Source organism: Nonomuraea sp. NPDC050643 (assembly GCF_040654715.1).
In the GTDB taxonomy this organism is placed as follows: Bacteria; Actinomycetota; Actinomycetes; order Streptosporangiales; family Streptosporangiaceae; genus Nonomuraea.
On sequence record NZ_JBFAIM010000025.1, the window covers coordinates 34,707 to 47,457 of the forward strand.

Below are 12,751 nucleotides of genomic sequence, written 5' to 3' on the forward strand. Positions count from 1 at the left end.
CGACAGCCCGTATTTCGTTCTAAATAGGGAAAAGTCCGACCGCAGGGGAGGAAAACGACATGGCTACGATCACCGGTCCGCTTTCGGGCGACGCCAAGAACACCGTGGCGACGGCCCTGCAAGGAGCGCTGGTCGATCTGGTGGATCTCTCGCTGGTCGCCAAGCAGGCGCACTGGAACCTCATCGGCCCCCACTTCCGCCCGATCCACCTCCAGCTCGACGAGCTCACCGAGCTGGCCAGAGCCCACATGGACACCATCGCCGAGCGCGCCGTCGCCCTCGGCGTCAACCCCGACGGCCGCTCCGCCACGATCGCCAAGTCCACCAAGCTCCAGCAGCCGGAGGGCGGCTGGCTCGAGGACGGCAAGGTGGTGGCGATGGTCACCGACATCCTCGACGGCATCGGCAGGCGCATGTACGAGCGCATCAGGGCCACCGACGAGGCCGACCCGGTCTCGCAGGACCTGCTCATCGCCGTGACGCAGGACATCGACAAGCAGCACTGGATGTTCCAGGCGCAGCGCTGACGCACCGCGACAGGCCCGGGCCGAGCGGCCCGGGCTTTCGCGTGTCCCGCCGGGCTCTGCCGGGCGGTCCGACGTGTTCGCCTCCGCCATGGTGCTGTCACCGGTTCCTCGGCCGCGTCCGATCTCCGGCGTTCTCCTGCCCGCCGGGACGGGGTCCCACCGTCACGGACCGTGACGAGCAGAGAGATCGCCGGCTCGCCGGCCTGCGCAGGGTGTACGGATCGTGACCGTCCGGCCTGCCGGCGCGGTGCGGGCCCCGGGGTTTGCGCAGAGTTTGATCTCGCGAGTCCCTGCCATTCATGTCGGTGCGGTCGACTAGCGTGGCACCTAGAGGGAGGCCCCACGATGTCCCACAAGACTCTCCTCCGCACGGGCCCGCTCTTGCCTGGCGGCGTCAGTCCGTACGGACCGCTCGGCCGGCCCGGCGACGGCGGGCTCGCGCTGCCACCCGGGTTCACCGGCCGGGTGGTGGCCCGCTCGGGCCACAAGGTCGCCGGGCTGACCTGGCACGCCGCCCCCGACGGTGGCGCCTGTTTTCCCGACGGCGACGGCTGGATCTACGTGTCCAACTCCGAGCTCCCCCTGCTCGGCGGCGCCTCGGCGCTGCGGTTCCGCGCCGACGGCGGTGTCGCCGACGCCTATCGCATCCTGTCGGGCACCGACCTCAACTGCGCCGGCGGCGCCACGCCGTGGCACACCTGGCTGTCGTGCGAGCTGGGCCACCGCGGCCGCGTCTTCGAGTGCGACCCCTACGGCGCCCGCGCCGCCCGCCCCCGCCTGGCCATGGGCCGCTTCAAGCACGAGGCCGCCGCCTGCGACCCCGAGCGGCGCGTGATCTACATGACCGAGGACGAGCCCGACGGCTGCTTCTACCGGTTCCGGCCGGGCGACTGGGGTGACCTGACCGAGGGCACGCTCGAGGTCCTGGGCGCTTCGGGCGACTGGCGGCCGGTGCCCTCCCCGGCGGCCCTGCTCAAGGCCACCCGACACCAGGTCGACGACGCCCGCCACTTCGACGGCGGCGACGGCTGCCACTACGCGGGGGGGGTCTGCTACTTCACCACGAAGGGCGACACCGGCCTCTGGGCCTACGACGCCCAGACCTCCACGCTCGACCGGCTGTGCGAGGGCGTGCGCGCCATCACCGCCGCCCCCTCCGGCGACCTCTACGTCGCCAGGGAGCGCACCGAGATCGACGTCATCGCGCCCGACCGGGCGGTGACCCCGTTCCTCCGGCTCGAGGGTCATGACGGCACCGAGCTGACCGGCCTGGCGTTCTCGCCGGGCGGCGAGCGGCTCTACTTCTCGGTCAGGCGCGGCCGCACCGAGGGCCACACCTTCGAGGTGACCGGCTCCTTCCGCACCTGAGTCGCGGCCCCGGGGCCGGCCCGGCTCAGGCCGGCTCGGCTCAGCTCAGCTCAGCTCAGCTCAGGTAGCGCACCAGCATCAGCTTCAGCTCTCCGGTCAGCTCGGCGGCCCGTTCGGGGGGCGCTGTGGTGATCATCGGCATCACGGCCTTCACCATGGCCAGCGCCATGGTCCCGTTGAGCAGGGCGCGCTCCTCCGGCAGCCCAGGGGAGCGCCGGCGCAGCATGGCCGCGAGCTGCCGGGCGATGTCCTCGTGCAGCCGCTGTGACGCCGCCGCGAACTGATCGCCCGTCGCCGTCCCGTAGAGCAGCACCCAGTACGCCGGCGACTCGCTCTTGAACCGCACGCTCTCCTCCACGAGCTGCCCCACCAGCGCCTCCAGCGGGATCTCGGGCGTGACGGCGGCCAGCCGGCCGGCCCAGAACTCCTGGCGGTCGACCGTGTAGCGGGCCACCAGCCCGTCCAGGATCTCCTCCTTGTTCCTGAAGAACTGGTACAGCGACCCCGGCGACATCCCCGCCCGCGCCGCGACCTGGTTCGTCGTCATCTCCGGATAGCCGACCTCGGCGATCACCAGTTCGGCGGCGTCGAGGATCTCGGCCATGCGCTTCAGGCCGCGCGCCTGCCGGCGAACCGTGCGTTCGGGCATGGGGATCCCCTCATTGACAAATGCGAGCATTTACTTGTATTTCTGGTCAGGTCAGACAAACACGAGCAGTTTACCGAGTTTTCGGGGACCCCCAGGAGATGCCCATGACGACCGTGGCGCGACCACGCCCGCCCGCCCAGGACGCCACGGGAGGGCCGCCCCTGCGCAGGCTCGGATTCCTCCTCGTACGCCGCCGCAGGCTCGTCCTCACCCTCGCCCTGGCCCTGCTGATCGCCGCCGGCGTGCTGGCCGCCGGGACGGTGTCGGGGCTGTCGCTGGCCAGGTTCGAGGCGCCGGGCTCGGAGTCCGACCGGGCGCAGGCTGAGCTGGCCGACCGGTTCGGCACGGGCAGCCCCGACATGATCTTCCTGGTGACCGCGAAGAGCGGCACCGTGGACGACCCCGCGATCGAGGCGGCGGGCAGGGAGCTGACCGCCCGGATCGGCCGCGCGGAGGGCGTCGCCGAGTCCGCCTCCTACTGGACCCGGGGCAGGCCCGCCACCCTGCGCAGCGACGACGGCAGGCGCGCCCTCGTCGTGGTACGCGTCCCCGGCGACGCCGACCACGTACGCGGCCAGGTGCTGCCCAGGCTCGTGCCCGAGATCACCAAGGGCACTGACCTGCTCGACGTACGGGCCGGGGGAGGGGAGGAGGTCTTCCGCGAGACCGTGCCGCTGGCCAGGCAGGACTTCGTCCGCGCCGAGCTGGTCGTCTTCCCGCTGGCCTTCGTGCTGCTCTGGCTCTACCAGCGCCGCGCCATGGCCGCCCTGGTGCCCATCCTGGCCGGCGTGTACGCGATGGTGATCGGCCTGGCCCTGCTCGCCGGTGTCCTGCCGTTCGCCGAGATCTCGACCTTCGCCCTCAACCTGACCCTGGCCATGGGCCTCGGCCTCGGCATCGACTACTGCCTGTTCGTCGTCCAGCGCTTCCGCGAGGAGACCCGGCGGGGCGCGGACCGGGCGGCGGCGGTCGCCGGGGCCGTCGAGCACGCGGGCAGGACCGTGCTGTTCAGCGGGCTCACCGTGGCCTCGTCCCTGGCCGTGCTGTTCGCGCTGCCCTTCGACTTCCTGCGCTCCTTCGCCTACGCCGGCATCGCCGTCGTCGCGGGCGGCCTGGTCGCGGCGGTCATCGTGCTGCCCGCCGTGCTCGCCACAGCCGGCGGCACGATGCTCCCCAAGCGGGACCGGCCAGAACGTGCGGAGGGCTTCTGGCACGCCCTGGCCGTCGGCGTCATGCGCCGGCCGATCCTGACCGGCGGGCTGGCCACGGTGCTGCTGCTGGTGCTCGCCTCGCCCTTCCTCGGCCTGCGCTTCGGCGTGGCCGACGACCGCATCCTGCCCCCGGAGGCCTCCTCGCGGCAGACCCAGGAGATCATCCGCCAGTCCTTCCCCGCGGAGGAGACCGACGCCATCCAGCTCGTCTCCAAGGAGACGGACGACGTCACCGGGTACGCCGCCGCCCTGTCCCGGCTCCCCGGCGTGGCCCAGGTGGACTCCGTGGCGGGGTCGTACGCCGCGGGCGCCCGCGTGGGCGACGGCGACCCGGCCAGGTTCCGGGGCCAGGGCACCTGGCTGTCCGTGGTGCCCTCGGCCGCGGCGCTGGCCGACGACCCCGTACGCCTGGCCGAGGCCGTACGCTCCGTCCAGCCCCCCTTCGAGGTCCTGGTCGGCGGCTACCCGGCCGAGCTGGCCGACTACCGCGCCTCCGTCGTCGACCGCCTCCCCCTGGTGCTGGCGCTCATGCTCGGCGTGACCTTCCTCGTCCTGTTCCTCATGACGAGAAGCGTCGTCATCCCGGTCAAGGCGACCCTGCTGAACGTCCTCAGCCTCGGCGTCATGTTCGGCGCCCTCGTCTGGATCTTCCAGGACGGCAACCTGTCGGGCCTGCTCGGCTTCACCCCCACGGGCACGCTCGACCCCAGCATCCCGATCCTCATGCTCTGCGTCGCCTACGGCCTGTCCATGGACTACGAGGTGTTCCTGCTGTCGCGCATCAAGGAGGAGTACGACAGGACCGGCGACACCGAGCAGGCCGTGGCCGCCGGGCTGCAGCGCGGTGCGCCGCTGATCACCGCGGCCGGCGGCATCCTGGCGCTCACGTTCGCCGCCTACGCCACGGCGCAGGTGACGTTCGTGCAGATGCTCGGCGTCGGCATGGCCGTGGCCGTGCTGGTGGACGCCACCGTCATCAGGGCGGTGCTGGTGCCCAGCCTGATGCGCCTGGCCGGACCGCTCAACTGGTGGCCTGGAGGTCGCGCGACCACATCTGCTCGGTGACCTCGATCCCGTTCTCCAGCCCCGGCTCCTCCGAGTCCAGCTCGAACCCGGCCTTCTCGTAGATGCGGCGCGCGCCCACCAGGCAGTCGCGCGTCCACAACTCGATCCGCTTGTAGCCCTCGGCCCGTGCGTGCCGCAGGCACTCCTCCACCAGCCGCCGCCCGAGACCCAGCCCCCGGGCGGACGGCTCGACCAGCAGCATCCGCAGCTTGGCCGTCGTGTCGTCCTGCCGCACGCAGAACACGCACCCGGCCCGCTGCCCGTCCACCTCGGCGATCCAGCCGGCGTCGCGGGTGAGGTCGAGGTCGCCGACGATCCGGGAGACCAGCCGCTCGAAGTCGGTGCCCCAGCCGTATTCGGAGCCGTAGAGGACGCCGTGCCGGTAGACCACCCAGCCCAGGTCGCCGGTGCGCGGCGCCCTGATCACGTACGGCTCCCGCGCCGGGGCCTCCTCCCCGAGCAGCGACCTGATCGCCGCCATGCCGGAGACGAGCCGCTCCTGGTCCTCCTCGGTCAGCCTGGACAGCAGCCGCCCGATCTCCTCGGCGGAGCGCCTGTCGAGCCCCGAGAAGACCTCGGCCCCGGCGGGGGAGAGCTGGACGAGCTGCCTGCGCGCGTCGGACGCCGAACGCTCCCGCGTGACCAGCCCGTCGGTCTCGAAGCGGGCCAGGATCCTGCTGAGGTAGCCCGCGTCCAGGTCGAGCAGCCCCCGCAGCTCGCCGGTCTCCATGCGCCCGGCGTGCGCCAGCTCGAACAGCACCCTTGCCTCGGTGAGCGAGTAGGGCGAATCGAGCAGCCCCACCTGGAGGGCGCCGATCACCTTCGTATAGAACCGGTTGAAGGCTCGGACCTCAGAAACCCTTGCTTCAGTCAACGAATTCATTGCCCAAGTCAACCATAGGAGGAACCCCGCTGTGAAGCACGTTTACGTAGGCGGATACGGGCCGGGCATCGTCACGATCGGCGACGGCGCGGAGCCCCGCCTCACGCGGGTCACCTCACCCTCGTTCCTGGCCGCCCACCCCACCCTGCCGGTGCTGTACGCCGTCGGCGAGCTCGAACGAGGCTGGCTCACCGCGTACGAGGCGGGCCCGGAGCCGCGCCCACTGGACGAACGGCCGAGCGAGGGCGACAGCCCCTGCCACGTGGCCGTGTCGCCGGGGGGCGACCTGCTCGCGGTGGCCAACTACGGCGACGGCACCGCGATCATCTACCACCTCGACGAGCGGGGCGCGTTCGCGGGCGAGCCGATCGTGCTGCGCCACCAGGGCTCGGGCCCGAACCCCGACCGCCAGGCCGGCCCGCACGCCCACCAGGCCGTCTTCCACGACGACGTCCTGCACGTCTCCGACCTCGGCACCGACGAGATCCGCCGCTACCAGGACGACGGCACCCCGCTGCGTCCGATCCCGCTCAGCGCCGGCACCGGCCCGCGCCACTTCGCCTTCGACGGCCCCCGCCTGTACGTGGCGGGCGAGCTCGACGGCACCGTCACCCTCATCGAGGGCGAGCGGCGCACGACCGTCCCCGCCTCCCGCAGCCAGGGCCCGAACGCCGTCTCCCACCTGCACCTCGAACGCGACCTCGTCTATGTCGCCAACCGCGGCCCCGACACGGTCACCGTGCTGCGCGCCGCCGACCTGTCGCCGGTCGCCGAGGTGCCCACCGGCGGCCACTGGCCCCGCCACTTCGCCATCGACGGCGACCGCATGTACGTGGCCAACCAGCACTCCGACAGGGTCGACATCTTCACCCTGCGCGACGGTGTGCCCGAGCCGGCCGAGGCGGCGTACGAGGTCGAAAGCCCGGCCTGCGTGCTGATCATGTAAGGAGTTCGCCAAGTCGCGGCTCGCGGCGGCGCCCGATCCCGACCATGGGCTCGTGCGTAAGATCCTGCTCGCCCTCGTCCTGCTGGTGGCCGGCTGCGGCGAGCCACCGGCCGCCGTGGCGCCCGCCACGCCCCTCGCCATCACACCGTCGGCCACCACCGACGCGGAAGCCGGCCCGCGGGCGGATGTGGACGTGCAGGAGTCGTGGCGGATCACCCGCCACGGTGCCGCGCACGAGATCGAGGGCTGGGCCGACCGGGTGAGCGTCCTGCCGGGGGAGCGGTTCGGGCTGCACGTGTCCACGACCGCGCCCCGGTTCACCGCCGGCGCCTTCCGCATGGGCGCGAACCCGGCCAAGGTGTGGGAGTCCGCGCAGGTCCGTGGGGTACGCCAGCAGCCGATGCGGATCGAGGACGGCATGGTGAGCGCCGCGCACTGGCGGCCGTCCCTGACCGTGGACACGTCGGGCTGGCCGGAGGGCGCGTACCTCATCAGGCTCGACGCCTCGACCGGCGCCCAGCGCTACGTCCCCGTGACCGTGCGCTCGGCCTCGACGGCGGGCCGCGTGGTGATCGTGAACGCGGTCACCACCTGGCAGGCGTACAACCTGTGGGGCGGCCACAGCCTCTACCAGGGCCCCGGCGGGTACGCCGACCGCTCCCGCACCGTCACCTTCGACCGCCCGTACGACGGGGTCGGCGCCCGGCTCTTCCTGGACTTCGAGAAGGAGGCGCTGGCGGTGGCCGAGCAGAGCGGCGTGCCGCTGGCGTACCTGACCAACCTGGACCTCAGGCCCGGCGCGCTCGACGGCGCCCGCGCGGTGGTCTCGCTCGGGCACGACGAGTACTGGTCGCCCGGCATGCGCAGGGTCGTCACCCAGGCCAGGGACGACGGCACGAACCTCGCCTTCCTCGGCGCCAACGCCGTCTACTGGCGCATCGCCATGCACGGCAGGAAGGTCGCCTGCGACAAGGAGACGGTCTGCGAGCTGTGGCGGGAGTCGGAGCCGGAGAGCGCGCTGGTGGGCCAGATGTACGACTGCTTCCCCGCCGAGGGCGTCTACCGGGTGAGCCGCCCCGGCCACTGGATCTTCGCCGGGACCAAGGGGCGGAGCTTCCCCGGGCTCGTGGGCGTGGAGACCGACCGGGTGTCGCGGGGGTCGCCGGACGGGGTGGAGGTGCTGGCCGAGTCGCCGTTCTCGTGCGGGGGGCGGCGGAGCGTCACGCACAGCACGTACTACACCGCGGCGAGCGGGGCGGGGGTGTTCGCCTCGGGCACGATGCGCTGGGTGTGCGCGCTGCGCGGCCGGGACTGCGGCCACGGCGTCACCGAACCCGCGGCCGCCTTCACCCGCCGCGCCACCCTCAACCTGCTGACCAGATTCGCCAAGGGCCCGGCGGGCGCGCCCCCTCGGACGAACTGAACGCCCCAGAGCAGCCGCGCCTCCCCGAAGGCGCCCCAGGGCTTTGCCGGGCTTCGGGAGGGCGCCCCAGGGCTTTGCCGGCTTCGTGAAGGCGCGCGAGGCCCCGTGAAGGCGTGCCTGGTCAGTGAAGGCGGACCGGTGGCCTTCGCCGGGGCTCAGGCCGGCCGGGAGCCCGCCATGGCCAGCTCCACGGCCGCGCGCCACGCCTCGTAGGCCGCGTCGTCGCGCTCGCCCGGCTCGAAGCGCCGGTCGAGGCGCCACGTCTTGCGCAGCTCGGCCCGCGACCCCCACACGCCCGCGCCCAGCCCGGCCAGGAAGGCCGCGCCCAGCGCCGTGGTCTCCTGGACGACCGGCCGCTCGACCGCCGCGCCGAGCTGGTCGGCCTGGAACTGCATGAGCAGGTCGTTCGCGCTCGCTCCGCCGTCCGCCTTGAGCACCGGCACCGAACCGCCCGTCATCGCCCCCACCACGTCGCGCACCTCGAACGCGATCGCCTCCAGCGTGGCACGCACCAGGTGCGCCCGCGTGGTGCCGCGCGTGATGCCGGTGATCAGCCCGCGCGCCCGCGGATCCCAGTGCGGCGCCCCCAGCCCGGTCAGGGCGGGCACGAACACCACGCCCCCGCTGTCGGGCACCGTGCGCGCCAGGGCCTCCGACTCCGGCGCCGTGCCGATCAGCCCCAGCCCGTCACGCAGCCACTGCACCGCCGCGCCGGTCACGAAGATCGACCCCTCCAGCGCGAACGTGCGCTCACCCTCGGGCGTCTGCCACGCCACCGTGGTCAGCAGCCCCGAGTCCGAGCGGGCGATCTCCCCGCCGAGGTTGGTCAGCACGAACGACCCCGTGCCGTAGGTGCACTTCACGTCGCCCACGTCGAAGCACGTCTGCCCGAACAGCGCCGCCTGCTGGTCGCCGGCCACCCCGCTGATCGGCAGGTCGAGCCCGAGGAACGCCGCGGGCTCGGTACGCCCCAGCGGCCCGTAGTTGGGCACGATCTCCGGCAACGCCTCCCTCGGCACCCCGAACAGCTCGCACAGCTCGGGCTCCCAGCCGCCGGACGCGAGACCGTACAGCAGGGTGCGTGAGGCGTTGGACGGGTCGGTCACGTGCCGCGCGCCCGCCGTGAGCCTGGCGATCAGGTACGAATCCACCGTCCCCACCGCCACATTCCCGGACACCACGCCCTCCCACACGCCCGGGTCGTTCTCGGCCAGCCAGGTGAGCTTGGTGGCGGTGAAGTACGGGTCGAGGCGCAGCCCGGTCAGCTCCGACACCCGGGGCTCGTGCCCTGCCTCGCGCAGCCGCCCGCACAGCTCGGCCGTGCGGCGGTCCTGCCAGACGATCGCCCGGCGCGGCGCGGCCAGCGTGCGCCGGTCCCACAGCACCGCGGTCTCGCGCTGGTTGGTGATGCCCACGCAGGACGGCGCGGTGTCCGCCCCGCGCAGCGCGTCGGCGCACGCCGACAGCGTCGCCTGCCAGATGTCCTCCGGGTTGTGCTCGACCTGGCCCGGCCGCGGAAAGTGCTGGGCGAACTCCTCGTATCCCTTGGACGTGATCTGCCCGTTCTCGGTGACGACGAGCGCGGTGACCCCCGTCGTCCCGGCGTCGATGGCCAACACGCTCACGAAATCTCCTCCGGGTGTCCGTAGGGCGCAGGTTTAGTTGGCGAGCCTGGCGTTTGGTCTAGACCACTGCCTGTGAGGGCGGGCACAATGCGAGTCTGACATCAAGGTCTGGCTCGTGACCCCTATCGGGAGGAACCCGCCATGCGTATTGGAGTGCTCACCGGAGGCGGCGACTGCCCCGGCCTGAACGCCGTGATCAGGGCAGTGGTGCGTAAGGGGGTGAGCGTTTATGGTCATGAGTTCGTCGGCTTCCGCGACGGGTGGCGCGGTCCTCTCGAAGGGGACACGATGCCCCTCGACATCCAGGCCGTGCGAGGCATCCTGCCGCGTGGCGGGACCATTCTCGGCTCCTCCCGTACGAATCCGGTGAAGATCGAGGGTGGTGTCGACCGGATCAAGGAGAATCTGGCCGCCACCGGCGTCGACGCGTTGATCGCCATCGGCGGGGAGGACACGCTGGGCGTCGCCAAACAGCTCTACGATCGTGACGTCAACGTCGTGGGCGTCCCCAAGACCATCGACAACGACTTGTCGGGCACCGACTACACCTTCGGCTTCGACACCGCCGTCAACATCGCGACGGAGGCCATCGACCGGCTCCACACGACCGCCGAGTCCCACCACAGGGCGCTCATCTGCGAGGTCATGGGCCGGCACGCGGGCTGGATCGCCCTGCACGCGGGCATGGCGGGCGGCGCCAACGTGATCCTCATCCCGGAGAAGCCGTTCGACATCGACCGGGTCTGCGAATACGTCGAGTCCCGCTTCCGCACCCGCTACTCGCCGATCATCGTGGTCGCCGAGGGCGCGCACCCGATCGAGGGCCAGATCGAGCTGCAGACCGGCACGCTCGACGCCTTCGGTCACGTGCGGCTGGGCGGCATCGGCGAGGTGCTGGCCAAGGAGATCGAGAAGCGCACCGGCAAGGAGGCCCGCACCACGGTGCTCGGCCACATCCAGCGCGGTGGCACCCCGACGGCCTACGACCGGGTGCTGGCCACCAGGTTCGGGCTGCAGGCCATCGACACGGCCCACGAGGGCGACTACGGCAAGATGGTCGCGCTGCGCGGCACCGACATCGTCCGCGTCGGGCTCGACGAGGCCACGGCCGAGCTGAAGACCGTGCCGGCGTCGCGCTACTCGGAGGCCGAGGTGTTCTTCGGTTAACTGAAAGCGGCTTGCAAGCGCGCGGCCGTACTTTCGAGGCAGCGGGGTTACCGCTACAACCCCCTCAGGGTACGGCTTGCGCCGCAGAGAGTCGGCGGCCCACCATGCGCCGCAAGCCGTACCCCGGACATAGCTCAACCGCGGGGCGTGCCGAAGAGATCCACCTCCGGCGCGCCCTCGTCGTCGCGCCCGCGCAGCCGCTCCCTGAACTCGGCCTCGCTGCGCAGCTCCTTCTCCGACGGCGACAGGATGACCGCGAGCAGCAGCCCGACCGTGATCACGCTGATGCCGACGATGAGCGGGAGCAGGAAGTCGATGGCCCTGGCCCCCGGGACGACCACCATCTCCGAGTGCGCGGACACCGACAGCGAGTACATCCCGGTGTAGTGCATCCCCGAGACGGCCACACCCATGACCAGCGCCGCACCGCCGATCCTGAGCGCCCCGCTGACCCGCAGCGTGAACCACAGGGCCACCGTGGCCGCGGCGACCGCGATCAGCACCGACAGGGAGACGATCACCGGGTCGTAGGACACGTGGCCGGACATGTTCATCGCGCGCATGCCCAGGTAGTGCATGCTCGCCACGCCCAGTCCGGTCAGGACGCCCCCGCCGAGCAGGAACCCCAGCCGCTCGGGGTCGTGGGCCGCGAGGAACAGGCCCATCCCGACGAAGGCGACGGCGATGATCGCGGAGACGGCCGTGAGCGGAACGTCGTACCGGATGACCGAGCCGCTGACGGAGAAGCCGAGCATGGCGATGAAGTGCATCGTCCAGATGCCCGTGCCGCCGATCGCGAAAGCCGCGCCCGTCAGCCAGAACTTCGCCTCCCGGCCGCCGGTGAGCCGCGCGCGGGAGGTCAGCAGTAACCCCAGCATGGAACCCACGCTGGAGATGGCATAGGCGATGACGGGCGTTAACAGCCCATAGGAAAAATGATCAATCGGCGACATACCCCACCCATCCCTTACGCACCGATAAGGGAGTATGAACAGGGAGTCGCCGCCCGCGCAACTACCTTCTGCGAACCTGCATCGACTGCTGGCGCGGCAGATGCGTCACCGGGGCGGGGTAGGTGAGCTGTTGCTGGTTGGTGCGGCGGCGCAGTTCGAGCTTGGCCACGAGTTCGGCGTCTTCGTGCAGCTCCTCCTCGGACGGGGAGAGGATCACCATGAGGAGCATGGTCAGCGTGATCAGGCTGATCACGGTCATGAGGGGGACGAGAAAGTCGAGCGCGTCGGCGCCCATGATCATGCCGGGCTCGGCGTCGACCGTGACGTGCATGGCGTACATGCCGGTGTAGTGCATGCCGGCCACGGCCACGCCCATGACGAGGGCGGCGCCGGTGATCCAGATGGGCTTCTTGACCCTGAGGGTGAACCAGAGCGCGACCGTGGCGGCGACGACGGCGATGGCCACGGAGGCGGCGACGGTGACGCGGTCGTAGGAGACGTGGGCGGACATGTTCATGGCGTACATGCCCAGGTAGTGCATGCTCGCCACGCCGAGGCCGGTGAGCAGGCCGCCTCCGAGCAGCGCCAGGACCCGGCCGCGGCCGTACGAGACCAGGAACAGGCCGGTGCCCACGACCACGATGGCCACCACCGCGGAGGCCGCGGTCAGCCAGACGTCGTACTTGATCGGGGTTCCCTCCACCTGGAAACCCATCATCGCGATGAAGTGCATCACCCAGATGCCCGTGCCGCCGATGGAGATGGCCGCGCCCAGCAGCCAGCGCACCCGCGCGCCGCCCCTGGAGGCGTGCGCCTGCGCGGTGAGCCGCAGGCCGAGCATCGACCCGATGGCGGACATCACGTATGCGAGCAACGGCGTCAGCAGACCGTAGGTGAAATGATTCACAGCGGAGGTCATCTATCGGTTCCTTGC

11 protein-coding genes are annotated in these 12,751 nt (G+C 71.5%); 6 read left to right on the plus strand and 5 right to left on the minus strand.

Annotated elements, in window-relative coordinates:
* Positions 1 to 59 precede the first annotated feature (59 nt).
* Positions 60 to 527, plus strand: a complete 468-nt coding sequence (locus AB0I15_RS30875) for a DNA starvation/stationary phase protection protein (RefSeq protein WP_358102729.1) — start codon at positions 60 to 62, stop codon at positions 525 to 527.
* 345 nt (positions 528 to 872) lie between these two features.
* Positions 873 to 1,895, plus strand: a complete 1,023-nt coding sequence (locus AB0I15_RS30880) for an alkaline phosphatase PhoX (protein WP_358102731.1) — start codon at positions 873 to 875, stop codon at positions 1,893 to 1,895.
* Positions 1,896 to 1,950: 55 nt separating this feature from the next.
* Here AB0I15_RS30880 and AB0I15_RS30885 read toward each other — a convergent pair whose 3' ends face one another.
* Positions 1,951 to 2,544, minus strand: coding sequence for a TetR/AcrR family transcriptional regulator (locus AB0I15_RS30885; protein ID WP_358102733.1), 594 nt, complete (start codon positions 2,542 to 2,544; stop codon positions 1,951 to 1,953).
* A 104-nt stretch (positions 2,545 to 2,648) separates the two neighbouring features.
* On the opposite strand from AB0I15_RS30885, the gene AB0I15_RS30890 reads away from it, so the two are divergent.
* Positions 2,649 to 4,820: an MMPL family transporter gene (locus AB0I15_RS30890; protein WP_358102735.1), complete on the plus strand. Its 2,172-nt coding sequence runs from the start codon at positions 2,649 to 2,651 to the stop codon at positions 4,818 to 4,820.
* Here the strand turns inward: AB0I15_RS30890 and AB0I15_RS30895 are convergent.
* Complete coding sequence (locus tag AB0I15_RS30895; RefSeq protein WP_358102737.1) at positions 4,777 to 5,640, minus strand: GNAT family N-acetyltransferase; 864 nt, start codon at positions 5,638 to 5,640, stop codon at positions 4,777 to 4,779. The two genes, AB0I15_RS30890 and AB0I15_RS30895, sit on opposite strands and share 44 nt — an antisense overlap.
* A 94-nt stretch (positions 5,641 to 5,734) precedes the next feature.
* Between AB0I15_RS30895 and AB0I15_RS30900 the strand changes: the two genes are divergently transcribed.
* Together AB0I15_RS30900 and AB0I15_RS30905 are read left to right on the plus strand one after the other, a co-directional pair.
* Positions 5,735 to 6,649: a beta-propeller fold lactonase family protein gene (locus AB0I15_RS30900; protein WP_358102739.1), complete on the plus strand. Its 915-nt coding sequence runs from the start codon at positions 5,735 to 5,737 to the stop codon at positions 6,647 to 6,649.
* Between the two features lie 52 nt (positions 6,650 to 6,701).
* Positions 6,702 to 8,072: a N,N-dimethylformamidase beta subunit family domain-containing protein gene (locus AB0I15_RS30905; protein ID WP_358102741.1), complete on the plus strand. Its 1,371-nt coding sequence runs from the start codon at positions 6,702 to 6,704 to the stop codon at positions 8,070 to 8,072.
* Between the two features lie 155 nt (positions 8,073 to 8,227).
* Here AB0I15_RS30905 and AB0I15_RS30910 read toward each other — a convergent pair whose 3' ends face one another.
* Positions 8,228 to 9,697, minus strand: a complete 1,470-nt coding sequence (locus AB0I15_RS30910) for a glycerol kinase (protein WP_358102743.1) — start codon at positions 9,695 to 9,697, stop codon at positions 8,228 to 8,230.
* A gap of 141 nt (positions 9,698 to 9,838) precedes the next feature.
* Here AB0I15_RS30910 and AB0I15_RS30915 point away from each other — a divergent pair, with 141 nt between their 5' ends.
* On the plus strand, positions 9,839 to 10,864 hold the full coding sequence (locus AB0I15_RS30915; RefSeq protein ID WP_358102745.1) for a 6-phosphofructokinase: 1,026 nt from the start codon (positions 9,839 to 9,841) through the stop codon (positions 10,862 to 10,864).
* Positions 10,865 to 10,998: 134 nt separating this feature from the next.
* Here AB0I15_RS30915 and AB0I15_RS30920 read toward each other — a convergent pair whose 3' ends face one another.
* A complete protein-coding gene (locus AB0I15_RS30920; RefSeq protein ID WP_358102746.1) occupies positions 10,999 to 11,742 on the minus strand; it encodes an MHYT domain-containing protein in 744 nt (247 codons plus the stop codon).
* Positions 11,743 to 11,878: 136 nt separating this feature from the next.
* Positions 11,879 to 12,736 carry an MHYT domain-containing protein gene (locus AB0I15_RS30925; protein WP_358102748.1) on the minus strand — a complete coding sequence of 286 codons (858 nt, stop codon included), beginning with the start codon at positions 12,734 to 12,736 and terminating at the stop codon, positions 11,879 to 11,881.
* Positions 12,737 to 12,751 lie beyond the last annotated feature (15 nt).

Bases quoted from the DNA above. Each gene is read 5' to 3' on its own strand.
- AB0I15_RS30875 (WP_358102729.1), top strand. From the start codon at position 60: ATGGCTACGATCACCGGTCCGCTTTCGGGCGACGCCAAGAACACCGTG.
- AB0I15_RS30880 (WP_358102731.1), top strand. From the start codon at position 873: ATGTCCCACAAGACTCTCCTCCGCACGGGCCCGCTCTTGCCTGGCGGC.
- AB0I15_RS30885 (WP_358102733.1), bottom strand. From the start codon at position 2,544: ATGCCCGAACGCACGGTTCGCCGGCAGGCGCGCGGCCTGAAGCGCATG.
- AB0I15_RS30890 (WP_358102735.1), top strand. From the start codon at position 2,649: ATGACGACCGTGGCGCGACCACGCCCGCCCGCCCAGGACGCCACGGGA.
- AB0I15_RS30915 (WP_358102745.1), top strand. From the start codon at position 9,839: ATGCGTATTGGAGTGCTCACCGGAGGCGGCGACTGCCCCGGCCTGAAC.
- AB0I15_RS30920 (WP_358102746.1), bottom strand. From the start codon at position 11,742: ATGCTGGGGTTACTGCTGACCTCCCGCGCGCGGCTCACCGGCGGCCGG.
- AB0I15_RS30925 (WP_358102748.1), bottom strand. From the start codon at position 12,736: ATGACCTCCGCTGTGAATCATTTCACCTACGGTCTGCTGACGCCGTTG.